22 protein-coding genes and 1 riboswitch are annotated in these 22,463 nt (G+C 73.7%); of the genes, 13 read left to right on the top strand and 9 right to left on the bottom strand.

Annotated elements, in window-relative coordinates; all coding sequences use genetic code 11:
- Positions 1-39 precede the first annotated feature (39 nt).
- Positions 40-1,206 (bottom strand): N-acetylglucosamine-6-phosphate deacetylase, encoded by a 1,167-nt coding sequence (nagA, locus tag ABEB07_RS05685; RefSeq protein ID WP_345667281.1) that lies wholly within the window; start codon positions 1,204-1,206, stop codon positions 40-42.
- Between the two features lie 7 nt (positions 1,207-1,213).
- The gene (locus ABEB07_RS05690; protein ID WP_345667282.1) at positions 1,214-2,152 is read right to left on the bottom strand and encodes an ROK family protein; all 939 of its coding nucleotides are present in this window, start codon (positions 2,150-2,152) and stop codon (positions 1,214-1,216) included.
- Positions 2,153-2,259: 107 nt separating this feature from the next.
- Between ABEB07_RS05690 and ABEB07_RS05695 the strand changes: the two genes are divergently transcribed.
- The 3 genes from ABEB07_RS05695 to otsB all read left to right on the top strand — a co-directional run bounded on the left by ABEB07_RS05695 (position 2,260) and on the right by otsB (position 4,886).
- On the top strand, positions 2,260-3,534 hold the full coding sequence (locus ABEB07_RS05695; RefSeq protein WP_176152000.1) for an ABC transporter substrate-binding protein: 1,275 nt from the start codon (positions 2,260-2,262) through the stop codon (positions 3,532-3,534).
- Positions 3,535-3,743: 209 nt separating this feature from the next.
- Positions 3,744-3,941 carry a DUF3263 domain-containing protein gene (locus ABEB07_RS39155; protein WP_425588957.1) on the top strand — a complete coding sequence of 66 codons (198 nt, stop codon included), beginning with the start codon at positions 3,744-3,746 and terminating at the stop codon, positions 3,939-3,941.
- A 75-nt stretch (positions 3,942-4,016) separates the two neighbouring features.
- Positions 4,017-4,886 carry a trehalose-phosphatase gene (gene otsB, locus ABEB07_RS05705; RefSeq protein WP_345667284.1) on the top strand — a complete coding sequence of 290 codons (870 nt, stop codon included), beginning with the start codon at positions 4,017-4,019 and terminating at the stop codon, positions 4,884-4,886.
- Positions 4,887-4,941: 55 nt separating this feature from the next.
- Here the strand turns inward: otsB and ABEB07_RS05710 are convergent, their stop codons facing one another.
- Positions 4,942-6,375 carry an alpha,alpha-trehalose-phosphate synthase (UDP-forming) gene (locus ABEB07_RS05710; RefSeq protein WP_345667285.1) on the bottom strand — a complete coding sequence of 478 codons (1,434 nt, stop codon included), beginning with the start codon at positions 6,373-6,375 and terminating at the stop codon, positions 4,942-4,944.
- Between the two features lie 77 nt (positions 6,376-6,452).
- On the bottom strand, positions 6,453-7,424 hold the full coding sequence (locus ABEB07_RS05715) for a glucosyl-3-phosphoglycerate synthase (RefSeq protein WP_164588411.1): 972 nt from the start codon (positions 7,422-7,424) through the stop codon (positions 6,453-6,455).
- 183 nt (positions 7,425-7,607) lie between these two features.
- Positions 7,608-7,766, top strand: a riboswitch (SAM riboswitch).
- 17 nt (positions 7,767-7,783) lie between these two features.
- On the opposite strand from ABEB07_RS05715, the gene thrC reads away from it, so the two are divergent.
- The 6 genes from thrC (at position 7,784) to ABEB07_RS05745 (ending at position 15,410) form a co-directional block, all read left to right on the top strand.
- Complete coding sequence (gene thrC, locus ABEB07_RS05720; protein ID WP_345667287.1) at positions 7,784-9,073, top strand: threonine synthase; 1,290 nt, start codon at positions 7,784-7,786, stop codon at positions 9,071-9,073.
- Positions 9,070-9,345 (top strand): MoaD/ThiS family protein, encoded by a 276-nt coding sequence (locus tag ABEB07_RS05725; RefSeq protein ID WP_164588413.1) that lies wholly within the window; start codon positions 9,070-9,072, stop codon positions 9,343-9,345. Before thrC ends, ABEB07_RS05725 begins: the two co-directional genes overlap by 4 nt.
- 438 nt (positions 9,346-9,783) lie before the next feature.
- Positions 9,784-9,987 (top strand): cold-shock protein, encoded by a 204-nt coding sequence (locus tag ABEB07_RS05730; RefSeq protein WP_009189266.1) that lies wholly within the window; start codon positions 9,784-9,786, stop codon positions 9,985-9,987.
- A gap of 370 nt (positions 9,988-10,357) precedes the next feature.
- Positions 10,358-11,980, top strand: a complete 1,623-nt coding sequence (gene groL / locus ABEB07_RS05735) for a chaperonin GroEL (protein WP_164588414.1) — start codon at positions 10,358-10,360, stop codon at positions 11,978-11,980.
- A gap of 194 nt (positions 11,981-12,174) precedes the next feature.
- A complete protein-coding gene (locus ABEB07_RS05740; protein ID WP_345667289.1) occupies positions 12,175-13,326 on the top strand; it encodes an NADH:flavin oxidoreductase in 1,152 nt (383 codons plus the stop codon).
- 611 nt (positions 13,327-13,937) lie between these two features.
- Positions 13,938-15,410 carry an MFS transporter gene (locus ABEB07_RS05745; RefSeq protein ID WP_345667290.1) on the top strand — a complete coding sequence of 491 codons (1,473 nt, stop codon included), beginning with the start codon at positions 13,938-13,940 and terminating at the stop codon, positions 15,408-15,410.
- A gap of 59 nt (positions 15,411-15,469) precedes the next feature.
- On the opposite strand, the gene ABEB07_RS05750 is transcribed toward ABEB07_RS05745, so the two are convergent.
- From ABEB07_RS05750 to ABEB07_RS05760, 3 genes are all read right to left on the bottom strand, one after another.
- A complete protein-coding gene (locus ABEB07_RS05750; RefSeq protein WP_176149470.1) occupies positions 15,470-16,045 on the bottom strand; it encodes a hypothetical protein in 576 nt (191 codons plus the stop codon).
- A gap of 73 nt (positions 16,046-16,118) precedes the next feature.
- Positions 16,119-17,054 carry an N-acetylmuramic acid 6-phosphate etherase gene (murQ, locus tag ABEB07_RS05755; RefSeq protein WP_164583514.1) on the bottom strand — a complete coding sequence of 312 codons (936 nt, stop codon included), beginning with the start codon at positions 17,052-17,054 and terminating at the stop codon, positions 16,119-16,121.
- Between the two features lie 298 nt (positions 17,055-17,352).
- Complete coding sequence (locus ABEB07_RS05760) at positions 17,353-18,306, bottom strand: MurR/RpiR family transcriptional regulator (RefSeq protein ID WP_345667291.1); 954 nt, start codon at positions 18,304-18,306, stop codon at positions 17,353-17,355.
- Between the two features lie 57 nt (positions 18,307-18,363).
- On the opposite strand from ABEB07_RS05760, the gene ABEB07_RS05765 reads away from it, so the two are divergent.
- Entirely contained in the window at positions 18,364-18,750 is a 387-nt protein-coding gene (locus ABEB07_RS05765) for a hypothetical protein (RefSeq protein WP_164583512.1), read from the top strand.
- Positions 18,747-19,046, top strand: coding sequence for a DUF4031 domain-containing protein (locus ABEB07_RS05770; protein ID WP_345667292.1), 300 nt, complete (start codon positions 18,747-18,749; stop codon positions 19,044-19,046). Before ABEB07_RS05765 ends, ABEB07_RS05770 begins: the two co-directional genes overlap by 4 nt.
- A gap of 18 nt (positions 19,047-19,064) precedes the next feature.
- Here ABEB07_RS05770 and ABEB07_RS05775 read toward each other — a convergent pair whose 3' ends face one another.
- Together ABEB07_RS05775 and ABEB07_RS05780 are read right to left on the bottom strand one after the other, a co-directional pair.
- Positions 19,065-20,108 (bottom strand): GNAT family N-acetyltransferase, encoded by a 1,044-nt coding sequence (locus tag ABEB07_RS05775; RefSeq protein ID WP_345667305.1) that lies wholly within the window; start codon positions 20,106-20,108, stop codon positions 19,065-19,067.
- A 52-nt stretch (positions 20,109-20,160) separates the two neighbouring features.
- Positions 20,161-20,814 carry an HD domain-containing protein gene (locus ABEB07_RS05780; RefSeq protein WP_176149468.1) on the bottom strand — a complete coding sequence of 218 codons (654 nt, stop codon included), beginning with the start codon at positions 20,812-20,814 and terminating at the stop codon, positions 20,161-20,163.
- 102 nt (positions 20,815-20,916) lie between these two features.
- Here ABEB07_RS05780 and ABEB07_RS05785 point away from each other — a divergent pair, with 102 nt between their 5' ends.
- Both ABEB07_RS05785 and ABEB07_RS05790 read left to right on the top strand, forming a co-directional pair.
- Positions 20,917-21,591 carry a maleylpyruvate isomerase family mycothiol-dependent enzyme gene (locus tag ABEB07_RS05785; protein ID WP_345667294.1) on the top strand — a complete coding sequence of 225 codons (675 nt, stop codon included), beginning with the start codon at positions 20,917-20,919 and terminating at the stop codon, positions 21,589-21,591.
- Between the two features lie 88 nt (positions 21,592-21,679).
- Positions 21,680-22,402 (top strand): copper homeostasis protein CutC, encoded by a 723-nt coding sequence (locus tag ABEB07_RS05790; protein WP_345667295.1) that lies wholly within the window; start codon positions 21,680-21,682, stop codon positions 22,400-22,402.
- Positions 22,403-22,463 lie beyond the last annotated feature (61 nt).

Genomic DNA, 22,463 nt, shown 5'->3' on the forward strand with positions numbered 1-22,463 from the left:
CCCCTCGGGCCGGCCCCCGCGGCCGGCCGGCGGGACGGATCAGCCCAGGTGCGGACCGACCACCCATTCGCCGCGCCGCAGGACGCCCTTGAGGGTGAACTCCTCGTCCAGCAGCACCAGGTCGGCGTCCTTGCCCGCTTCCAGGGAGCCGATGCGGTCGTCCAGGCCGAGCAGCCGGGCCGGGTTGGCGGACAGGGCGGCGACCACGTCCTGGACGGGGAGCCCGTCGACGGTGACCGCGCGCTTGAAGGCGCGGTCCAGGGTGAGGGTCGAGCCGGCGATCGAGTCGCCTTCCACCAGTCGGGCGACGCCGTCGGTCACCTCGACCTCCAGCGGGCCGAGCAGGTAGCGGCCGTCGCCGGAGCCGGCGGCGTCCATGGCGTCGGTGATGAACGCGACCCGGGCGGCGCCCGCGTGGTGGAAGGCCAGTTCCAGGGCGGCCTGGTGCAGGTGCACGCCGTCGTTGATCAGCTCGACGGTGACCCGCTCGTCCTCCAGCAGGGCGGCGATCGGGCCGGGGGCGCGGTGGCCGAGGGCGGGCATCGCGTTGAACAGGTGGGTGGCGACGGTGGCGCCGGCGTCGATCGCCTCCACCGTCTGCTCGTAGGTGGCGTCGGTGTGCCCGACCGCCGCGATCACGCCGTGCTCGGCGAGCAGCCGTACCGAGTCGAGGCCGCCGGGCAGTTCGGTGGCGAGCGTGACCATCTTGGCGTGGCCGCGGGCCGCGTCGAGAAGTTTGCGCACCTCGGCCGGGTCCGGGTGGCGCAGCAGCGCCTCGGAGTGCGCGCCCTTGCGGCACGGCGAGATGAACGGGCCCTCGAAGTGGACGCCGGCGATCTCGCCCTGCTCGGCCAGCTCGGACAGCAGACCGGCCTGCCGGGTGAGGACGTCCATGTCGTCGGTGACGGTGGAGGCGACGAGGGTGGTGGTGCCGTGCGCGCGGTGGGTGCGGACGGCGGTCAGGACGTCGTCGGCCGAGCCGGAGAAGGACGCGCCGCCGCCGCCGTGGTTGTGCAGGTCGACGAAGCCGGGGACCAGCCAGTGGCCGGAGACGTCGTACGTCTCGGCGTCCGCCGGAGCCGTGCCGGTACCGGTGCCGGTGCCGGTGTCGGCGATCCGCGTGCCGTCGACGATCACGCGGCCGCCGTCGACGATCCCGGTGGGCAGGACCACCCGGGCTCCGGTGAGAACCTTGCTAGCGGCCATCAGGGGGCTACCTCCGGGCAGTCGTAGAAGTGTTGAGGAGGTCCCAGGCGAGGAGGCCCGCGCCCAGGCAGCCGGCGGTGTCCCCCAGGGCGGCGGGGACGACGGCCGGCAGCTTCTGGAAGGTGACCCGCCGCCGGACGGCCTCCCGAAGCGGTGCGAAGAGGGTTTCCCCCGCCTCGGCGAGTCCGCCGCCGATGATCAGCGTGCGCGGGTCCAGCAGGGTGAGCGCGGTGACCAGTCCGTCGGCGAGCGCGTCCACCGCCTCCTGCCAGACGGTCCGCGCGCGGGCGTCCCCGGACTCCACCGCCTTGGCGCAGTCCGCCGCGTCGGCCTGCGGGTCGCCGCATGCCTCGGCCCAGGCCTGGCTGACCGCCGAGGCGGACGCGAACCGCTCCAGGCAGCCGTTCTGCCCGCACGGGCAGGGGGTGCCGCCGGGCCGTACGACGATGTGGCCGATCTCGCCGGCGAAGCCGTGCGCGCCCGCCTCCACCCGGCCGTCGATGCCGATGGCGCCGGCGATGCCGGTGCCCAGCGGCACGAAGAAGAACCGGTCGGCACCCTTGCCCGCGCCGATGCGGCCCTCGGCGAGGCCGCCGGTGCGCACGTCGTGGCCGAGGGCGACGGGGATGCCGCCCAGCCGCTCGGTCAGCAGGTCGCGCAGCGGCACGTCGCGCCAGCCGAGGTTGGCCGCGTAGGCGGCGACGCCGCGTTCCTCGTCGACGATGCCGGGGACGGCGACGCCCGCGGCGGCGGCCGGCTCGCCGAAGCGTTCGGCGCCCAGCGCCCGCAGTTCGGCGGCGAAGCCGAGGATGTTCTCGACGACGGCATCGGGTCCGTGGTCGCGGCCGGTGGCGCGGCGCGCCTGGTGCAGCAGGGCGCCGTCGGCGGCGACCAGCGCGGCCTTCATCCCGGTGCCGCCCACATCGAGAGCGATGACGTGTCTCACGGGGGACAGTGTGGCCCTTTGACCCGCAAGAGGTCTAGTCCACTCACGTGGTGTAGACCTATCGTGTCCACATGTTGAACGGCGAGACGGTTGGGGCGGAAGAGGCAGTGCAGCGGCGCAGGACAGGAACGATCGCGGTGGTGTCCGCACTGGGCATGACGGCGTTTCTCGGCGGCTGCGGGAGCACCGGCTCCTCCGACGTGACCCTCCGGCTGGTCGCCGCCGACTACGGCGACTCCGCCGCCAACAGCTCGCAGAAGTACTGGGACGACCTGGCCCGCGCCTACGAGTCCGGCCACCCGGGCGTGAAGGTCAAGGTCAGCGTCTACTCCTGGACGGACGTGGACCGCAAGGTCAAGGAGATGGCCGACGCGGGCGACCCGCCGGACATGGCGCAGATCGGCGCCTACGCCGACTACGCCGACAAGGACATGCTCTACAAGGCCGACGACCTGCTCTCCATACCCGTGCAGGCCGACTTCCTCGGCCAGCTCTCCGAGGCCGGCCAGCTGCGGCACGTGCAGTACGGCATCCCGTTCGCCGCCTCCACCCGCGTGCTGTTCTACAACAAGACCCTCTTCGCCCGGGCCGGCATCACCAGCGCGCCCAAGACCTGGGACGACCTCGCCGCCGACGCCGAGGCGCTGAAGGCCAAGGGCGTGAAGTACCCCTACGCCCTGCCGCTCGGCCCCGAGGAGGCGCAGGCCGAGACGCTCCAGTGGCTGCTGAGCGGCGGCGCCGGCTACACCGACGACATCGGCACCTACACGATCAACTCGCCGCAGAACGCGGAAACGTTCACCTGGCTGAAGGACGAGCTGGTCGGCAAGGGACTGACCGGGCCCGTCGCCCCGGGCAAGCTGAACCGGGCGCAGGCCTTCTCGGCGTTCGCGGCCGGCGAGGTCGGCATGCTCAACGGCCACCCGACGCTGATGCAGCAGGCCGCCAAGCAGGGCGTCGACTTCGGCATGGTGCCGGTGCCGGGACGCAACGGCACGCCCAAGGCGACCATGGGCGTCAACGACTGGATGATGGCCTTCAAGGAGCCCGGCCACAAGGACCAGATCGGCGACTTCCTCGACTTCGTCTACAACGAGAAGAACGTGCTGGCCTTCTCCCGCGAGTACGACCTGCTGCCCGTCACCAGCTCCGCCTCCGACGTGATGACCGCGGCGGACGAGGACAAGAAGCTGTGGCCGTTCCTGGAGGAGCTGCCGCTGGCCCAGCTCTACCCGTTCGGCAAGACGTCCTGGGCGCGGGTCAGCGCGGACGTGAAGAAGGACATCGGCCGCGCGGTCGGCCCGACGGGCGACCCGACCGCGGTCCTCAACCAGCTCCAGACGACGGCGTCGGACGCGGAGAGCGCGCAGAGCGGGAGCTGACCCGCCCGCCTGGGGGAGTGCGCCCGGCCGTCCGTCCGGTCGCGCTGTCGGCGGCCGGGGTTACGGTGCGGGGTATGGACGGGCGAGACGTGCGGGACGAAGACGTACGGGACGGCGGCGCGCCGGACGAGGGCGGCGGCGCGGAACCGTCGCGGGAGCAGCGGGAACGGGAGCAGCGGGAGCAGGGGCTCGGGCGGCGGGAGCGGGACATCCTCGCGCTGGAGCGGCGCGGGTTCTCCGGCCCCGGCGCCAAGGAACGCGCGGTCCGCGAGGAACTGGGCCTGTCGCCGGTGCGCTACTACCAGCTGCTCAACGCCCTCCTGGACGACACCCGCGCCCTCGCCCACGACCCGGTCACGGTCAACCGCCTGCGCCGGATCCGCGAGAGCCGCCGATCCGAGCGCTGACGCCCGGCGGGCAGCGCGCCGGACCGCCGCCCGCGTCGAGGAGTGGGCCCGGGCGAGTGTGGATAGGTTCGGCTCATGGGCAGCCACGACGACACCGACTCCACCCACCCCGCCGCCTCCCTGCCGACCCCCGCCACGCAGGCCGGCCGGGACGGCCTCGCCGCCGTGCTCGCGCGGCCGGAGCGGGCGGTGATCGCACTCGACTTCGACGGGACGCTCGCCCCGATCGTGCCCGACCCGGACCAGGCCCGGGCGCACCCCGGGGCGCTGCCGGCGCTGGCCGCGCTGGCCCCGAAGGTGGCCGCCGTCGCGGTGGTCACCGGCCGCCCGGCCGGCGTCGCGGTGCGCAACGGCGGCTTCGCGGGCGTGCCGGGCCTGGAACACCTCGTCGTCCTCGGCCACTACGGCGCCGAACGCTGGGACGCCGCGACGGGCGACGTCACCGCGCCGGCCCCGCACCCCGGCGTCGCCGCCGTCCGCGCCGAACTGCCGGGCTTCCTGGACCGGATCGGCGCCTGGCGGGGCACCTGGATCGAGGAGAAGGGGCGCTCGCTGGCCGTGCACACCCGCCGCGCCGAGGACCCGCAGGCCGCCTTCGACCTGCTGCGCGAACCGCTCGCCGGACTGGCCGCCCGCAACGGCCTGATCGTGGAGCCGGGCCGGATGGTGCTGGAGCTGCGCCCGCCGGGCATGGACAAGGGCGTGGCCCTGGCGGAGTACGTCCGCGATCTGGGCGCCGCCTCGGTCCTCTACGCCGGTGACGACCTCGGCGACCTGCCCGCCTTCGCCGCGGTGGAGAAGCTGCGCGCCGGCGGCGTGCCGGGCGTCCTGGTGTGCAGCGGGAGCAGCGAGGTCACCGAGCTGTCCGAGCGGGCGGACCTGGTGGTCGCGGGCCCGGCGGGCGTGGTCGGGCTGCTGCGGAGCCTGGCGGACGAGCTGCCGTAGCCCGAAGGGCCGCGTCCCCGGCGCCCGCTCGGGGGCCGGGAGCCGCGGGCCGCCCTCAGAGTTCGTTCAGCTGGTCCAGGAACCACTGGGCCGGGGGCAGGGCCGTCGCGGCGGCGGCCAGGCGCTTGCTCCGTTCCGCCCGCTCCGGGCCCGCCATGGTCAGGGCCTCGTGCAGGGCGTCCGCGGTGCCGACCACGTCGTACGGGTTGACGACGATCGCGTCGTCGCCCAGCTCCGCGTACGCGCCCGCCTCCCGGGACAGCACCAGCGCGCAGCCGGCGTCGGAGACGACCGGGACCTCCTTGGCGACCAGGTTCATGCCGTCGCGGATCGGGTTGACCAGGGCCACGTCGGCGATCCGGTACGCCGCGAGCGAGCGCGCGAAGTCGTCCTCGACGTGCAGGACGACCGGGGTCCAGCCGGGCGTGCCGTAGCGCGCGTTGATCTCCTCGGCCAGGCGCCGCACCTCGGCCGTGTACTCCCGGTAGACGGCCAGGTCCTGCCGGGAGGGGTAGGCGAAGGCGACGTGGACCACCCGTTCGCGCCACTCGGGCCGGTCGTCGAGGAGCTGCCGGTAGGCCAGCAGCCCGCGCACGATGTTCTTCGACAGCTCGGTGCGGTCCACCCGGACGATCGTGCGGCGCGCGCCGCCGTCCGGCGCCATGCCGATCTCCTCGCGCAGCGCCGCCATCCGCTCCTTCACGTCGGCCCGGTGCGCGCGCTCGCGCAGGAACTCCGCGTCCGCGCCCAGCCCGTGCACCCCGATCCGGGTGCCGGCGAGCCCGCCGGTCAGCGCCTCGCAGCAGCTGGTGAAGGCGTCCGCCCAGCGCCGGGTGAGGAAGCCCAGCCGGTCCGCGCCCAGCATGCCGCGCAGCACCTGCTCGGCGATGTCGTCGGGCAGCATCCGGAAGTAGTCCACCGGCGCCCACGGGGTGTGCGAGAAGTGCCCGATCCGCACGTCCGGCCGGAAGTCGCGCAGCATGCCCGGCACCAGCGTGAGGTGGTAGTCCTGCACCACCACGGCCGCGCCCTCGGCCGCCTCCTCGGCGAGCGCCTCGGCGAAGGCCCGGTTGTAGGCCTCGTACGACGCCCACCGCCGCCGGAACTCGGCGTCGAACGCGGGTTCGAGCGGGGTCTGGTAGAGCATGTGGTGCACGAACCACAGCACCGAGTTGGCGATGCCGTTGTACGCGTCGGAGAAGACGTCCGGGGCGATGTCGAGCATCCGGACCTGCTGGCCGCCGGTGTCCTCGGCCGGCAGCCGGCGCCCGCCCTCGAAGCGGCGCACCGCCTCCCGGTCCGCGTCGCCCAGCGCGGCGCACACCCATACGGCGCCGGCGTCCGGGCCGATCGCGGAGAGCCCGGAGACCAGGCCGCCGCCCCCGCGTCTCGCGTGCAGCGTGCCCTCCCCGCCGTCCGGGCGCAGTTCGTAGGAGACCGGTCCGCGATTGGAGGCGACCAGCACCTCGGCACCGTGCGTTGAAGCCATGGTCCTCAACCTAGCCCGGCTCCCGAACACTCAAACGTGCCCGGGGACGGGCCGGCGGGGTTTCGTCCCCGGGCCGCTCACGCCACCCGGCGGGCCGCGTACTCCGCGATCTCCGCCATCGGGGGGCGCTCCTCGGTGTCGACCGAGTGGGTGCGCGGCTCGAAGCCGCTCGCGCCGCGTTCGAACTGGGTGAGGGCGGGGCGGATCAGATGGCCGCGGGCCAGGCGCAGCTGGGCGGTGCGGTAGATGGCGGCGGCCATCCGGCCGAGCGCCTGGCCGTCCTGGTGCCGGTGCAGCCGCACCCCGACGTCGACCTGGGCGAGCGCGTCCAGGCCGACCAGGTGCAGCGCGTCCACCAGCATCCCCAGCTCGACGCCGTAGCCGACCGGGAACGGCAGCCGCTCCAGCAGCGAGCGGCGCGCGGCGTACTCGCCGCCGAGTGGCTGCACGAAGCCGGCCAGCTGCGGCCAGTGCATGTTCAGCAGCGGGCGGGCCATCAGCTCGGTGACCCGGCCGCCCTGCCCGGCCGCCGCGGTCCCGGCGGCGCTGCCGTCGGCGACGGTCAGCGGACGGTCGTACATCGCCTTGACCAGCTGCACCTCGGGGTCGGTGAGCAGCGGGCCGACGATGCCGGTGACGAAGTCGGCGGAGAACTCGCGCAGATCGGCGTCCACGAAGCAGACCACGTCCCCGCCGGTGACCAGCAGCGAGCGCCACAGCACCTCGCCCTTGCCGGGCACCGCCGGGACGCGGGGGAGGATCGCGTCGCGGTGCACCACCCGCGCGCCGGCCGCCGCGGCCACCTCGGAGGTGCGGTCGGTGGAGCCGGAGTCGACGACCACGATCTCGTCCACCAGCGGCGCCCGCCGCATCAGCTCCTCGCGGATCACCGCGACGATCTGCCCGACCGTCGCCTCCTCGTTCAGCGCGGGCAGCACCACGCTGACGGTCGAGCCGCTCGCGCGCTTGGCGGCCAGCACCGTCCGCAACGGGCGGTCGGTCACGGACCAAGACCGCGTCCTCAGCCAGCGCTCGACTTCTTCCAGCACGGTCGACGGCTCCTCACTCCTGCTCGGACGACTTCGCCACGTCCTGCGGCACGGATCACATCATCCTGTGATCTGTCTCGCGGTTCGGACGACTCTCTCTCACTGTCCCGGCCTTCGGTTACAGTCTTGAACAACGCGGATGACCATCGCATGCCGGGGTCGCCGCGACTCACAATCGAATACCGCTCATCCAGAGGGGCAGAGGGACACGGCCCGATGAAGCCCCGGCAACCCTCCAGCCGGTCTCGTAGATCGCCCGGCGCGATCGTTTCCGCGAGGCTCCCGGCTAGGGAAGGTGCCAAATCCGTCTCACGGCGAGATGCGTCGTGAGGAAGATGAGGAGAAAGGGCCTCGCCTCCATGGCTGTGCAGACAGTTGCAAGCAGCACCGACTCCACCGTAGACCTCGGCCCCGCCGCGGCGCTGAGCTGCCGGGAGTGCGGTCACCGCGTGCCCCTCGGCCCGGTCTTCGCCTGCGAGGAGTGTTTCGGCCCGCTGGAGATCGCCTACGACTTCTCGGCCTACGACGCCGAGGAACTGCGCAAGAGGATCGAGGCGGGCCCCGCCAACATCTGGCGCTACGCCCCGCTGCTGCCCGTCCCCGCCGACGTGGCCGACAAGCCGAACATCAACCCGGGCTGGACCAAGCTCGTCCAGGCCGACCGCCTGGCCGCCGAACTCGGCGTCGACGCCGGCAAGCTGTTCGTCAAGGACGACTCCGGCAACCCGACCCACTCCTTCAAGGACCGGGTCGTCGCGCAGGCCCTGGAGGCCGCCCGCGCCTTCGGCTTCACCACCCTGTCCTGCTCCTCCACCGGCAACCTGGCCGGCGCCGTCGGCGCCGCCGCCGCCCGCGCCGGCTTCCGCTCCTGCGTGTTCATCCCGCACGACCTGGAACAGGGCAAGGTCGTCATGGCCGCCGTCTACGGCGGCGAACTCGTCGGCATCGAGGGCAACTACGACGACGTCAACCGCTTCTGCTCCGAACTGATCGGCGACCCGGCCGGCGAGGGCTGGGGCTTCGTCAACGTCAACCTGCGGCCGTACTACGCCGAGGGCTCCAAGACGCTGGCGTACGAGATCTGCGAGCAGCTCGGCTGGGAGCTGCCGGACCAGATCGTCGTCCCGATCGCCTCCGGCTCGCAGCTCACCAAGATCGACAAGGGCCTCCAGGAGCTGATCAAGCTCGGTCTGGTCGCGGACAAGCCGTACAAGATCTTCGGCGCCCAGGCCGAGGGCTGCTCGCCGGTGTCCACCGCCTACAAGGCCGGGCACGACGTGGTGCGGCCGCAGAAGCCGAACACCATCGCCAAGTCCCTGGCCATCGGCAACCCGGCCGACGGCCCCTACGTCCTGGACATCGCCCGGCGCACCGGCGGCGCGGTGGAGGACGTGACGGACGCGCAGGTGGTGGACGCGATCAAGCTGCTCGCCCGCACCGAGGGCATCTTCGCCGAGACGGCGGGCGGGGTGACGGTCGGCGTGACGAGGAAGCTGGTCGAGGCCGGCCTCCTCGACCCGGCGAAGACCACCGTCGTCCTCAACACCGGCGACGGCCTGAAGACCCTGGACGCGGTGGCGGGCACCGGCCTGACCGCGACCATCCGCCCGACCCTGGACTCCTTCCGAGAGGCTGGCCTCGCATCATGAGCGTGACCGTTCGCATCCCCACCATCCTGCGCACCTACACCGGCGGTCAGGCCGAGGTGAGCGCCGAGGGCGCGACCCTCGCCGACGTCATCGCCGACCTGGAGAAGCACCACACGGGCATCTCCGCGCGGGTCCTGGACGACCAGGGCAAGCTGCGCCGCTTCGTCAACGTCTACGTCAACGACGACGACGTCCGCTTCGAGCAGGGCCTTGAGACCGCCACCCCGGACGGCGCCGGCGTGTCGATCATCCCGGCGGTCGCCGGCGGCTGATCCGCGCCGGGATCCGCCCGGGCGATCCCGATTACCCGGTGTTCGCCGGACTGCCCCCTCCGTGAGAGAAACGGAGGGGGCAATTCTGTGTGATTGAGCGCGGTAGAGTTGGGGAACGCGCTCCTGATCCGTGGATCAGGAAGCCCCGTTTTCCTGCCGCACGACGATGAGAAGTAGCCAAAGTGTGCTCGCTTTTCGCGGCATTTGTCTTTTTTGTGTAGCCCGAGTTGACCTGAATCGGGCCGAATTCTCACCACATTCCGGACCGCTCCCGTCCAGAATTCTCGTCCGATTGACCTGTTGCGGACGGCAGTTGGACAGATACATTCAGCCGCGGTCGACGCGTTCCGGCGCACGCCCCCGTCCACGGGGAGTGAGGTCTGACCCGGATCCGCGAAGTGCGGATCTGTGCAAGGGCCAGTAATAGGGGAGTTAGGCATGGCTCAGGGCACCGTCAAGTGGTTCAACGCGGAGAAGGGGTACGGCTTCATCGCGGTCGACGGTGGTGCGGACGTCTTCGTCCACTACAGCGCGATCCAGATGGACGGCTACCGCTCGCTGGAAGAGGGTCAGCGGGTCGAGTTCGAGATCTCGCAGGGCCAGAAGGGTCCGCAGGCCGACATGGTCCGCGTGACGGCCTGAATCGCGCGGCCACCGCAAGCGTTCTTCGAGGGGCCCGCACCGCCATCGGCGGTGCGGGCCCCTCGGCGTGTGCGGGCGGGGGTGCGCCGGCGGCCGGGGCCGTGCGCCGGCGGCGTGGACGGCGGTGTGGACGGCGGTGTGTTCGCGGGGGGCGGAGCGGGGTGGCGGCGTCGTCGAAGGCGCTTGCACTCTCGGGGGTCGAGTGCTAATCATTGCGTTAGCACTCTGAAGGTGAGAGTGACAACGAGGACCGGGTCGGTGAGGCCCGCGGACCGGGTGGGGCAAGGAACCACGAGGTGCGCGAGCCGTCCGTCGCGGGCGCGGGCGCGGTCCGAAGGAATCACCCCCAGTCCTGGAGGGACCACTTCACATGGCCAAGATCATCGCGTTCGACGAGGAGGCGCGGCGAGGCCTCGAGCGCGGCATGAACCAGCTCGCGGACGCCGTCAAGGTGACCCTCGGCCCCAAGGGCCGCAACGTCGTCCTCGAGAAGAAGTGGGGCGCTCCCACGATCACCAACGACGGTGTCTCCATCGCCAAGGAGATCGAGCTCGAGGACCCGTACGAGAAGATCGGCGCCGAGCTGGTCAAGGAAGTCGCCAAGAAGACGGACGACGTCGCCGGCGACGGTACGACCACCGCCACCGTCCTCGCCCAGGCGCTGGTCCGCGAGGGCCTGCGCAACGTGGCCGCCGGCGCCAACCCGATGGCCCTCAAGCGCGGTATCGAGAAGGCCGTCGAGGCCGTCTCCGCCGCCCTGCTCGACCAGGCCAAGGAGGTCGAGACCAAGGAGCAGATCGCCTCCACCGCCTCCATCTCCGCCGCCGACACCCAGATCGGCGAGCTGATCGCCGAGGCCATGGACAAGGTCGGCAAGGAAGGCGTCATCACCGTCGAGGAGTCGCAGACCTTCGGTCTGGAGCTCGAGCTCACCGAGGGCATGCGCTTCGACAAGGGCTACATCTCCGCCTACTTCGCGACCGACATGGAGCGCATGGAGGCGGTGCTGGAGGACCCGTACATCCTCATCGCCAACTCCAAGATCTCCTCGGTCAAGGACCTGCTCCCGCTGCTGGAGAAGGTCATGCAGTCGGGCAAGCCGCTGCTGATCATCGCCGAGGACGTCGAGGGCGAGGCCCTGTCGACCCTGGTCGTGAACAAGATCCGCGGCACCTTCAAGTCCGTCGCCGTCAAGGCCCCGGGCTTCGGCGACCGCCGCAAGGCCATGCTCGGCGACATCGCCATCCTCACGGGCGGCGAGGTCATCTCCGAGGAGGTCGGCCTCAAGCTGGAGAACGCCACCGTCGACCTGCTGGGCAAGGCCCGCAAGGTGGTCATCACCAAGGACGAGACCACCATCGTCGACGGCGCCGGCTCCTCGGAGCAGGTGGGCGGCCGGGTGAACCAGATCCGCGCCGAGATCGAGAACAGCGACTCCGACTACGACCGCGAGAAGCTCCAGGAGCGCCTGGCGAAGCTCGCCGGCGGTGTCGCGGTCATCAAGGCCGGCGCCGCCACCGAGGTGGAGCTCAAGGAGCGCAAGCACCGCATCGAGGACGCCGTGCGCAACGCCAAGGCGGCCGTCGAGGAGGGCATCGTCGCCGGTGGCGGCGTGGCCCTGCTCCAGGCCACCCAGGTGTTCGAGAAGCTGGAGCTGGAGGGCGACGAGGCCACCGGTGCCGCCGCCGTCAAGCTGGCGCTCGAGGCCCCGCTGAAGCAGATCGCCGTCAACGCCGGCCTCGAAGGCGGTGTCGTGGTGGAGAAGGTGCGCAACCTGACCCCGGGCCACGGCCTGAACGCCGCGACCGGCGAGTACGTCGACCTGGTCGCCGAGGGCATCATCGACCCGGCCAAGGTGACGCGCTCCGCGCTGCAGAACGCCGCGTCGATCGCCGCGCTGTTCCTCACCACCGAGGCCGTCATCGCCGACAAGCCGGAGAAGGCCGCCGCGCCGGCCGGCGGCGGCATGCCGGGCGGTGACATGGACTTCTGATCCTCACCGAGGATCGGACCCGTCCGTCGCACCCCGAGGGCGGCGTCCCCTGTCGAACACGACAGGGGACGCCGCCCTCGGGCGTGTTCCGGGTCACTTCGCGGCGGGAGCGGAATACCGGGGCGCGCGGCGGTGTCAGACTCCATGCGCATGCACATACCACTGGGTATCACGTCTCGCACAGGAGCCCCCACATGAGCGTCACCACCGAGTCCGCCCCCGGTCCCGCCTCCGAGCCGGCCTCCCGCGCGGCCCGCGTCCTGGCCCGGCCGATCACGCTGAACGGCCTGACCGTCCCGAACCGGATCGCGATGGCGCCGATGACCCGCATGTTCTCCCCGGGCGGCGTCCCCGGCGAGGACGTGCTGTCGTACTACGCCCGCCGGGCCGCCGCCGGCGTGGGCCTGATCATCACCGAGGGCACCTACGTGGGCCACGACTCAGCCGGTGAGAGCAGCCGGGTGCCGCGGTTCCACGGCGACGAGCAGCTGGCCGGGTGGGCGAAGGTCGCCGACGCCGTGCACGCGGCGGGCGGCACGATCGTGCCGCAGCTGTGGCACATCGGCATGGTCCGCAAGCCGGGCCGGCCGCCGTTCGCGGACGCCCCGCCCCTCGGCCCGTCCGGGCTGCGCATCGACGGCGCCGAGGGCGGCGGCCGGGCGATGACGGGGCAGGACATCGACGACGTCATCGCCGCGTTCGCCGAGTCGGCCGCCGCGGCGGAGCGCATCGGCTTCGACGGCGTGGAGATCCACGGCGCCCACGGGTACCTGCTCGACCAGTTCCTGTGGGCCGGCACCAACCGCCGCACCGACGCCTACGGCGGCGACCCGGTGGCGCGCACCAAGTTCGTCGCGGAACTCGTGGCGGCGGTCCGCGCGGCCGTCTCGCCCGGCTTCCCGGTCATCTTCCGCTACTCGCAGTGGAAGCAGGACGCCTACGACGCGCGGCTCGCCGAGACGCCCGCGGAGCTGGAGGCCGTTCTGACGCCGATCGCGGAGGCCGGGGTGGACGTCTTCCACGCCTCCACCCGCCGCTACTGGCTGCCCGAGTTCAAGGGCTCCGACCTCAACCTCGCGGGCTGGACGAAGAAGATCACCGGCAAGCAGGTCATCACGGTCGGCTCGGTCGGTCTGGACGGCGACTTCGTCAAGGCGTTCCAGGGCGAGGGCGCCGCCGTCGGCAGCCTGGACAACCTGCTGGACCGCCTGGAGCGCGACGAGTTCGACATGGTCGCGGTGGGCCGCGCCCTGCTCCAGGACCCGGAGTGGGCGGCGAAGGTCCTCGCGGACCGCGTCGACGCCCTGACACCCTACGACGCGTCCTCGCTCACGACCCTGAGCTGAGCGACCACGGGGGCCGGGCGACAACGACGGCGACGGCGGCCGCCCCGGCCCGGCTCGGCCTCCGGCCCGGCTCGGCCTCCGGCCCGGCTCGGCCTCCGGCCCGGCTCGGCCTCCGGCCCCGCCCGACCCCCGGCCCGCCCGCCTGCCCGGCCTGCTCGCCCGGCCCGTTCGGGCCGCCTCGCTCGGCTGCCTGGCCTGCCTGGCCTGCCTGGCCTGCCCGGCTCGCGCGGCCCGGCCTGCCCGCTCGGCCCGGCTTGCCTGTCCGCCCCGGCCCGAACGGCCCGCCCCGGCCCGTCCGGCCCCGCCCGCCTGCCCGCCCCCCGGCCCGCTTATCCGGCCCGCTCGGCCCGCTCGGCCCGGCCCCCGGCCCGGGCAGCTCGGCCCCGTCCGCACGGCCCGTTCGAGCCGCCCCTCCCGGCTGCCCGGCCGGACCGCCCCTCCCGGCTGCCCGGCCGGACCGCCCCTCCCGGCTGCCCGGCCGGGCCGCCCCGGGGGCCTTCCCGGCGTACGTCCTGCGCCGGTTCGGCCGGAGCATTTCGCTTGCTTAAGTCAATCAACGCCAATTATGGTTGCTTGAGTCAAGTACCCCTGCGCTCGACGGAGACGTCCCCATGTCCGACGCCCCTGCCCGGCCCACCGCGGTCGAGGCCCCGCCCAGACCCCAGGCGATCGTGGCCGTGCTGGCCTTCGGCGGCATCGTGGTCTCGCTGATGCAGACCCTGGTCATCCCGATCGTCGCGGAGCTGCCCGCGCTCCTTCACGCCTCGGCGTCGGACACCGCCTGGGTCGTCACCGCCACGCTGCTCGCCGCCGCCGTCGCCACCCCGGTCATGGGCCGCCTCGGCGACATGTACGGCAAGCGCCGCATGCTCCTGGTCAGCCTCGCCATGCTGGTGATCGGCTCGGTCACCGCCGCGCTCAGCGACACCGTCGTGCCGATGATCGTCGGCCGCGCCCTCCAGGGCCTCGCCTCCGGCGTCATCCCCCTCGGCATCAGCATCATGCGCGACGAACTGCCCGCCGAGCGCCTGGGCTCGGCGACCGCGATGATGAGCGCCTCGCTCGGCGTCGGCGGCGCGCTCGGTCTGCCCGCCGCCGCGGTCATCGCCGAGAACTTCGACTGGCACGTGCTGTTCTGGGCCTCCGGCGCCCTGGGCGTCGTCGCGGCGGTGCTGGTGCTGCTCCTGGTGCCGGAGTCGCGGGTGCGCTCGGGCGGCCGGTTCGACGCGGTGGGCGCGATCGGCATGGCGGCGGGCCTGATGTGCCTGCTGCTGGCCATCTCCAAGGGCGCCGACTGGGGCTGGAGCAGCGCCACCACCCTCGGCCTGTTCGCCGCCGCGGTCCTCGTCCTGCTCGCCTGGGGCGTCTTCGAGCTGCGCGTCCGGGAACCCCTCGTGGACCTGCGCACCACCGCCCGCCGCCAGGTGCTGGTGACCAACCTCGCCTCGGTCGCGATCGGCTTCGCGATGTTCTCGATGTCCCTGGCCATCCCGCAGCTGCTCCAGCTGCCCGTCGCGAGCGGCTACGGCCTCGGCCGGTCCCTGCTCGTCTCCGGCCTGGTCATGGCGCCCTCCGGACTGGTGATGATGGCCGTGGCGCCGATCTCCGCGGCCGTCTCGCGCACCCGCGGCCCCAAGGTGACGCTGATGATCGGCGCGCTGATCGTCGCCGCCGGCTACGGCCTCAACATCGCCCTCATGGACCAGGTCTGGCACTTCGTGCTGGCGTCCTCGGTCATCGGCGCCGGCATCGGCTTCACCTACGGCGCGATGCCCACCCTGATCATGGGCGCGGTGCCCGCCTCCGAGACCGGCGCCGCCAACAGCCTCAACACGCTGATGCGCTCCATCGGCACCTCCAGCGCCAGCGCCGTGGCCGGCGTGGTCCTCGCCCACATGACCACCCGGCTCGGCCCCGCCGTGCTGCCCTCGGAGAACGGCTTCCGCACCGTCCTCGCCCTCGGCGCGGGCGCCGCGCTGCTCGGTTTCGTCGTCGCCTCGTTCATCCCGGGCCGGCGCACCGCCGCCCCCACCGCGCCGCCCGCCGCCGCGGACGACCGGGAGACGCCCGCGGTGCAGGCGTGACGCGCGGGGCGCGGGCGTAGCGCCCGGGGCGCGGGCGTCATAACGCCCCGCTCCGGCGGTTACATGTTCCCGAGCGGCTCGATGTCGACGCGCACCGGGTTGCCCCAGACCCGGACGACCTCGTAGTCGGTGAACTCGTGCACCAGCCGGTAGGCGATCGCGGCGCGCGGCGCCCGGCGCTGGGCGGCGATGAACAGCTCGGCCTCGCGCCGGTCCCGGCGCGGGGTCCCGCACAGCTGCCACTCCCGCCCGTTCCACAGCTCCGGCAGCCAGCGCTGCTGGGGCTGCGGCCGGTCCTCGCGCACCCCGTAGCGGGACGGCACGGCGGCGGGGCCGGCGCCCGGCCGGCCGGAGGACGAGCCGTCCACCTCCAGCCGGCGGGCGGCGCGCCGCCGCGTCTCGCACAGCAGGCACAGATCCGGGGCGGCGGTGTCCACCGGCCCGTTCGGGTGCTCGGGGCAGCGGGTGGCCGCGGCGGCCGTGGTGACGCTCTCCTCCAGCAGGTCCAGGGCGCGCCGCAGATCGCCCTTCACCTCGTGCAGTCTGGCGTCGGGCGTGTCGGCGGACAGCGCCTCGCCGTGCTCGCCGAGGAGCCGGAGGGCACGTCCGAGAGCGGTGAGCTGGGCGTGGTTCATGGTCCCCCCAGCGTAGGCCCGCCGAAGCGCCGGGCGCCCCGGCACGGGGCCGCCCGGGCGCCGGGCGCCCGCGTCACTCCCGCGCCCGGCCGAGGGCGGTGCGCAGCCGGCCGGCGGAGTCGGCCAGCAGCCGGCCGGCGGTCGGCGCGTCGACGCCGGCCAGCAGGATCAGGATCGCGTTCTTCACCTCGCCGTTCGCGGCGGTGAGCGCGCGCTCGATCTCCTCGTCCGGAGCGCCGGTCGCCAGGGCGACGATCCGGCGGGAGCGGGCGCGCAGCTTCTCGTTCGAGGCGCGCACGTCGACCATCAGGTTCCCGTACGTCTTGCCCAGACGGATCATCGTCAGCGTCGAGATCATGTTGAGGACCAGCTTCTGCGCGGTGCCGGCCTTCAGCCGGGTCGAGCCGGTCAGCAGCTCGGGGCCGACCACCACCTCGATGCCGTGCTCGGCGGCGGCGGCCAGCGCGCTGCCCGCGTTGCAGGACAGGCCCACGGTCAGCGCGCCCACCCGGCGGGCGTGCTCGACCGCGCCGACGGCGTAGGGGGTGCGGCCCGAGGCGGAGACGCCGACCACCGTGTCGTCGGGGGTGAGCTTCAGCGCGTCCAGCGCCTCCACGGCCAGCGCGCGGGAGTCCTCCGCCCCCTCCACCGAGGTCACCATCGCCTGCGGGCCGCCCGCGATCAGGCCGACGACCTGCGCGGGGTCGGTGTTGAAGGTCGGCGGGCACTCGGAGGCGTCCAGCACGCCGAGCCGTCCGGCGGTGCCCGCGCCCGCGTAGATCAGCCGGCCGCCGCGCGCCATCCGCTCGGTCACCGCGTCGATCGCGGCGGCGATCTGCGGCAGCCGCTCGGCCACGGCGCGCGGCACGGTGGTGTCCTCGGCGTTCATCAGCCGGGCGATCTCCAGGGTGGGCAGCCGGTCGATCTCGGCCAGCTCGGGCCGGAACGCCTCGGTCGTCAGCGTCTCCAGCTCGGTGCGCAGCTCACGGAAGTGGGGCGTGGAGGTCATGAGGGACGGCTCTCTTCGTACGGTGGCGATGCGGTACGGATCGCGGGTGCGGGTGCGGGTGCGAGGGTGAAAGGCGGGTGCGGGGCGAGGGCGGGTGCGGGGTGTTCAGGTGGGGGCGGGGGCGTGCGGGTGCTGGTGCCCGTACCAGCACCGGTATAGGGAGGGGGACAGCGCTTTCCCTCCGGACGGCGCTCGCCCGGAGAGCCGGAGAGCCGGAGACACGGAGGACCGGAGCCCCGCAGGGCGGTGCGCCCCGGACCGTCCGGGGCGCCGGGGCGCACCGCCCCGGCGGCGGGCGCTACGCGCGCCGGTCCCCGCCCCGTGGGCTGTGCCGGTGGGCCAGTGCCTCGTACGACGCCGCTAGGGCCGGCGCCGCCGTCTCGTAGGTGCGTTGCGCCACGCCCACGAACAGACAGTCCACGACCAGGAGTTGGCCGGTGCGGGAAGACATCGCGGCCGGGCGCAGCTCGCTCTCGCGGGCGGTGGAGGTGGTCAGGACGTGGTCGGCGTACTGGGTGACGGGCGCGTCGGGGCGGCCGGTGATCGCGACGGTGGTCGCGCCCCGGTCGAAGGCGACCCGCAGCGGCTCGATCACGTCACCGGTCGAACCCGAATGGGTGATCGCGATCGCCACGTCGCCCGCGTGCAGCTGCACCGCGTTGGTGACGGCGAGGTGCGGGTCGCTGTGCGCGTGCGCTATCAGCCCTATCCGCAGCAGCTTCTGGGTGAGGTCCTGGGCGACCAGGCCGGAGGCGCCGATGCCGTACACGTCGGTGCGCCGGGCGCCGGCCAGCGCGGCGACGGCCGCGCCGAGCTGGACGGTGTCGAGGCCGGCGGCGGTGTCGGCGAGGGTCTGCTGCTCGTCGTAGGCGAGTTTGGCGACGACGTCGGCGATGGGGTCGTCCACCGCGATGTCCGTCGTGATGGCGGGCGCGCGCCCGGACTGCTGCTGGGCGGCCAGTCCCGCCAGGGCGAGGCGCAGGTCGCGGTAGCCCGGATAGCCGAGCAGGCGGGCGGTGCGCACGACGGTCGCCTCGCTGGTGCCGGTCAGCTCGGCGAGGCCGGTGACGGTGAGGGCGGCGCAGCCGGCCGGGTCGTTCGCCACGGCCTCGGCGACGCGCTGCATGGACCGGGTCATGGAGGGCGCGAGCGTGCGCACCTTGGCCGCGAGGGCGGCGGGCGCGGGCGGTGCGGCGCCCGGAGCGCCCCTGGTGCCCGAGCCTGCGAAACTTTCCTTCACGTCGTGGGTCACACCCTGAAAGATATTTTCCGTGCGGAGGTGTGGTCAAGAGGTGCGCACAATGGAGGCATGGCAGACCCCATCAGCCCGCTGGAGCAGGCTCTGCACGCCGCGCGTGCCCTGGTGCTCGCCGACCTGGTCGCGGGCGAGGTCGCGAAGGCGGACGTCGTCTCGCTCGTGGAGGACTCCGTCGCCCAGCGCCGCTGGTGGGTGGAGCAGTGGCCGGACGGCGCGCGGTACGTGGCCGGACTGGTCGCGCAGGACGTGCAGGACGCGCTCCTGGAGCGGTACGGCCGCTGGCCGCTGTGCCCGGTGTGCGGCTACGGCGACCCGCACGCGCTGGACGTGGAGCCGGAACTCGGCCCCGACCCGCACTGGGTGTGCGCCCAGGCGGGTGTGAAGGTCGCCCCGGTGGGCGCCCTGGCCCGGGCGCTGGGCGGAACGGCCTCCTCGTGACGCTCTACGTCGACCCGGCGAGCTGGCCGGGCCACGGCCGCCTGTGGTCGCACCTCGTCAGCGACGTCTCCTACGCCGAACTGCACGTGTTCGCCGCCGACTTGGGCCTGCCCCGGCGCGCCTTCGACCGCGACCACTACGACCTGCCCGCGCACCGCTACCCGGACGCGGTGGCGGCGGGCGCGGTCGAGGTCAGCAGCCGCGAGGTGGTGCGGCTGCTGCACGCGGCCGGCCTGCGCCGCCGCAAACGGCGCGTCCGGGACATCCCCCGGGACATCCTCGGCGAGAGGCCCTAGGGTCTCTCGCGTGCGTCCCTAGGGCCGCAGCTCGTAGGCGAACAGCTCGTCCACGTCGGCCACCTGGACGAAGCCGGCCCGGGCGACCACCCGCTGGGAGGGGATGTTGGCCCGCTCGACCGTCGCGAACAGGGCGCGTACGTCGTCGCGGGCCAGCGCCCACGCCGACAGGGCGCGCACCGCCTCGGTGGCGTAGCCCAGGCCGCGGGCCGACTCGGCGAGGTCGTAGCCGATCTCGGCGCGGCCGTCCTCGTCGGGTGCGCCGTGGAAGCCGATCGCGCCGACCGCGCGCCCGTCCTCGCGCCGTACCAGCGCGAACATGCCCCACTCGGGCCGGTGCACTCCGCTCTCGTACGCCTTCACGGTCATCCCGGCTGCCTCGCGCGTGCCGGTGAAGGGGCCGCCGGCCGCCCACCGGAAGCCGCCGTCGCCGCCGACGGCCAGGTCCCGGGCGGCGGCCGGGGTGACGCCCTCCAGGGTGAGGCGTTCGGCGGGCAGGGCGAGGGTGTTGCTCCAGCGCCACTCGGCGACCGGCGCGCGGCCGGGCAGCTCACCGCGGCCGGTGGCCCACAGCAGCGTCGGCCAGGGGCTCTCACCCGGTTGGACGTGCGGGAAGATACGGGTCAGGACGCCCTCGCACAGGTCGGCGGAGGGTGCGTGGGCCAGGCCGAGGCCGGTGGCGATGTCGTGGGTGTGCAGCAGCACCTCGGCGACGCCCATGGCGGCGAAGCCCTCGCGGTCGGCGCTGCGGAAGGGGAAGGGGTGGAAGGCCCGGACGCCGGGCGGGGTGGTGCGGACGGCGGCGGCGAGCAGCGCGCCGGTCGTCCCGATCACGTCGAGGACGTCGGCGTTGCCGGTGCACTCGTCGAGACTGATGCGGAAGGGGGCGTAGGCGTTCTGGGCGCGGCCGGCCAACTGCCCGGCGTAGGCGATGAGATCGCTCGCGATGTGCTCGGCGGTGCGCCGGCAGTCCCACTCCAGCCGCCCGGCCCGGGTGCCCGCCCAGTCCCGGTCCACGGCCGTCCGCAGCACCGCCACGGCGTCCGCGACGGCCCGCTCCACCTGTTCCCCGCCCCATGTCTCCATGGGGCGCAGGGTAGGCGGTGCGCGGGTGCTACCGCGAAAGCATTTCCAGTTCGGCGGTGAGGTTGTAGCGGGCCGTCGCCTCCCAGTGGCGTTCGCCGTAGGGGGTGCGGAACAGGCGGGGCAGGGCGAGGAGTTGGCGCAGCACGTCGGACCGGCCCGTGCGGAAGAGGTCGCTGGGGACGAAGTGGTACTCCTCGCGTACGCCCGCGGTGTAGGCGGCGTACGCGGACGGCGGCGCGGCGAGGATCGCGAGGTCGGCGTCGCTGAGGACCCGGCCGTCGCGGTCGTCGCCGGAAGGGTCGTGGGTGACGGTGAGCCGGACCAGCCGGGCCACCTCGGCGGTCGTGCCGGCCGGCACCCCGGCCTCGGGCAGCGCGCGTTCGGCGAGCCGGGCGGAGCGCTCCTCGTTCTCCGAGCGGTCGGGCAGGTAGACGGCGTCGTGGAACCAGGCGGCCAGCCGCACCGTGTCCGGGTCGGCGGCGTACTCCGCCAGCACGTCGACGTGGTCGAGCACGGCGGTGAGGTGGGTGAGCGTGTGGTAGTGCCGCTGCGGTTCCTGCCAGCGGCGCAGCAGGTCGTCGGCGTAGGGCGCCGGGTCGGGGCCGCCGCCGGGGCCGCGGGCGTTGTCGAGGGCGCGGGCGAACCGGGCCCGGAGGGTGTCGAGATCCGCGTGATCGGCCATGCCCCCATTCTCCCGTCGCCCCCGCCCGCAGGGGCGGCGAGGCCCGGGGGTCTTTCGTTCGGATCGGCCGCGATCGGGACGGGAGGCCCTAGCGTGGACGCCATGACTTCTCTCGACGTGCAGGAGACGACGGACCCCGAACTGCCCGGGCGGCTGCTGGTCGTGGAGCGGGACGCGCTGCTCCCGTTGCTGCGGTCGCGGCCGGCGGCGGACTTCGCGCGGCCGGCCGCCGCGTGTCCGGGGTGGACGGTGCGGGACGTGCTCGCGCACTGTTCCTCGGCGCTGACGCGGGTGGTGGAGAACCGGTTCGAGAAGGGCGTGTTCTCGCCCGAGTCCAACGACCGGGACATCGCCGAGCGGGCCGACTGGCCGAACGGGCGGGTGCTGGACGAGCTGGAGCGCGGGATGACCGAGGCGGGCGAGGTGATCGCGAGGAGCGGCGGGGCGCTGGACGTGCTCGCGCTGGGCGAGTGGGTGCACGCGGGCGACGTGCGCGACGCGCTCGGGGAGCCGGGGGCGTACGCCGGCGCCGGGCTGGTGTACGCGCTGCCGCTGCTCGCCCGGTTCAGCCGGGAGCGGGGCCGGCGGCCGGTGCACGCCGATCTGGACGACGTGGACGAGCCGCTGCGGCTCGGCGACGTGAGCGGCGAGCGGCCCCCGGCCCGGTACATCGGCGACGCCGCCACCCTCGTACGGCTGTGCGCGGGCCGTCCGCTGCCCGCGGCCGGGTACGAGCTGGCGGGCGCCGAGGCGGGGGAGCTGAACATCTTCGGCTGACCTGCGTCCCCACGCGGGAGCCTCCTCGGCGTACCCTGATATTGGACTAGACCTGTCAGCCCCAGGGGAAACCGAGGAAAGGGGTCCCATGAGCATGCGTGCAGTCCTGGAGGTGATCGCCCTCGACACCGAGGACGCCGTCGCCGCCCAGGCCGGAGGCGCGGACCGCCTTGAGCTGGTCACCGACATGGCGGCCGACGGGCTCACCCCGTCGGCCTCGACCGTGGCCGCGATCCGCGCCGCCGTCGACATCCCGCTGCGCGTGATGGTGCGGCTCGCGGACGGGTTCGCCGCGGGCGGCGCCGGGGGCGTGGACAGGCTGGCCGGGGCCGTGGGCGAACTGCGGGCGGCGGGGGCCGAGGAGTTCGTCCTCGGGTTCCTCGACGCGGACGGCGCGGCGGACCTGGTGGCCGTGGAACGGGTGGTGGACGCGCTCGACGGCTGCCGGTGGACCTTCCACCGGGCCATCGACCGGGCCGCCGACCGGGACGCCCTGCGCAAGCAGCTGGACGGGCTGCCGGGCCTGGACACCTATCTGACGGCGGGCGCGGCCGGCGGCGTCGACGACGGACTGCCCACCCTCCTGGCCGAGGCGGCCCGCGGCGGAGAGCCCGGCTACGCGCCGCGGATCATGGTCGGCGGCGGGCTGCGCCTCGACCACGTGCCGGCGCTGCGCTCGGCCGGCATCGACGCCTTCCACATCGGCGGCGCGGCCCGCCCGGTCGGCTGGGCCGGCCCGGTCTCCACCGACGCGGTCGCCCAGTGGCGCGCGGTCCTGAACGGCGAACCGGCCCACACCTTGGCCGTCTGACCGCCCCGACCACCCCGACCCCGGGGGCCGCCTCCGTCCCCAGCAGGCGGCCCTCGGGGGG

This window comes from Streptomyces similanensis (assembly GCF_039543625.1).
In the GTDB taxonomy this organism is placed as follows: Bacteria; Actinomycetota; Actinomycetes; order Streptomycetales; family Streptomycetaceae; genus Streptomyces; species Streptomyces similanensis.

Coding starts and splice junctions, on each gene's coding strand:
- nagA (WP_345667281.1), bottom strand. CDS start 1,206: ATGGCCGCTAGCAAGGTTCTCACCGGAGCCCGGGTGGTCCTGCCCACC.
- otsB (WP_345667284.1), top strand. CDS start 4,017: ATGGGCAGCCACGACGACACCGACTCCACCCACCCCGCCGCCTCCCTG.
- ABEB07_RS05710 (WP_345667285.1), bottom strand. CDS start 6,375: ATGGCTTCAACGCACGGTGCCGAGGTGCTGGTCGCCTCCAATCGCGGA.
- thrC (WP_345667287.1), top strand. CDS start 7,784: ATGGCTGTGCAGACAGTTGCAAGCAGCACCGACTCCACCGTAGACCTC.
- ABEB07_RS05725 (WP_164588413.1), top strand. CDS start 9,070: ATGAGCGTGACCGTTCGCATCCCCACCATCCTGCGCACCTACACCGGC.
- ABEB07_RS05730 (WP_009189266.1), top strand. CDS start 9,784: ATGGCTCAGGGCACCGTCAAGTGGTTCAACGCGGAGAAGGGGTACGGC.
- groL (WP_164588414.1), top strand. CDS start 10,358: ATGGCCAAGATCATCGCGTTCGACGAGGAGGCGCGGCGAGGCCTCGAG.
- ABEB07_RS05740 (WP_345667289.1), top strand. CDS start 12,175: ATGAGCGTCACCACCGAGTCCGCCCCCGGTCCCGCCTCCGAGCCGGCC.
- ABEB07_RS05745 (WP_345667290.1), top strand. CDS start 13,938: ATGTCCGACGCCCCTGCCCGGCCCACCGCGGTCGAGGCCCCGCCCAGA.
- ABEB07_RS05750 (WP_176149470.1), bottom strand. CDS start 16,045: ATGAACCACGCCCAGCTCACCGCTCTCGGACGTGCCCTCCGGCTCCTC.
- murQ (WP_164583514.1), bottom strand. CDS start 17,054: ATGACCTCCACGCCCCACTTCCGTGAGCTGCGCACCGAGCTGGAGACG.
- ABEB07_RS05765 (WP_164583512.1), top strand. CDS start 18,364: ATGGCAGACCCCATCAGCCCGCTGGAGCAGGCTCTGCACGCCGCGCGT.
- ABEB07_RS05780 (WP_176149468.1), bottom strand. CDS start 20,814: ATGGCCGATCACGCGGATCTCGACACCCTCCGGGCCCGGTTCGCCCGC.
- ABEB07_RS05785 (WP_345667294.1), top strand. CDS start 20,917: ATGACTTCTCTCGACGTGCAGGAGACGACGGACCCCGAACTGCCCGGG.
- ABEB07_RS05790 (WP_345667295.1), top strand. CDS start 21,680: ATGAGCATGCGTGCAGTCCTGGAGGTGATCGCCCTCGACACCGAGGAC.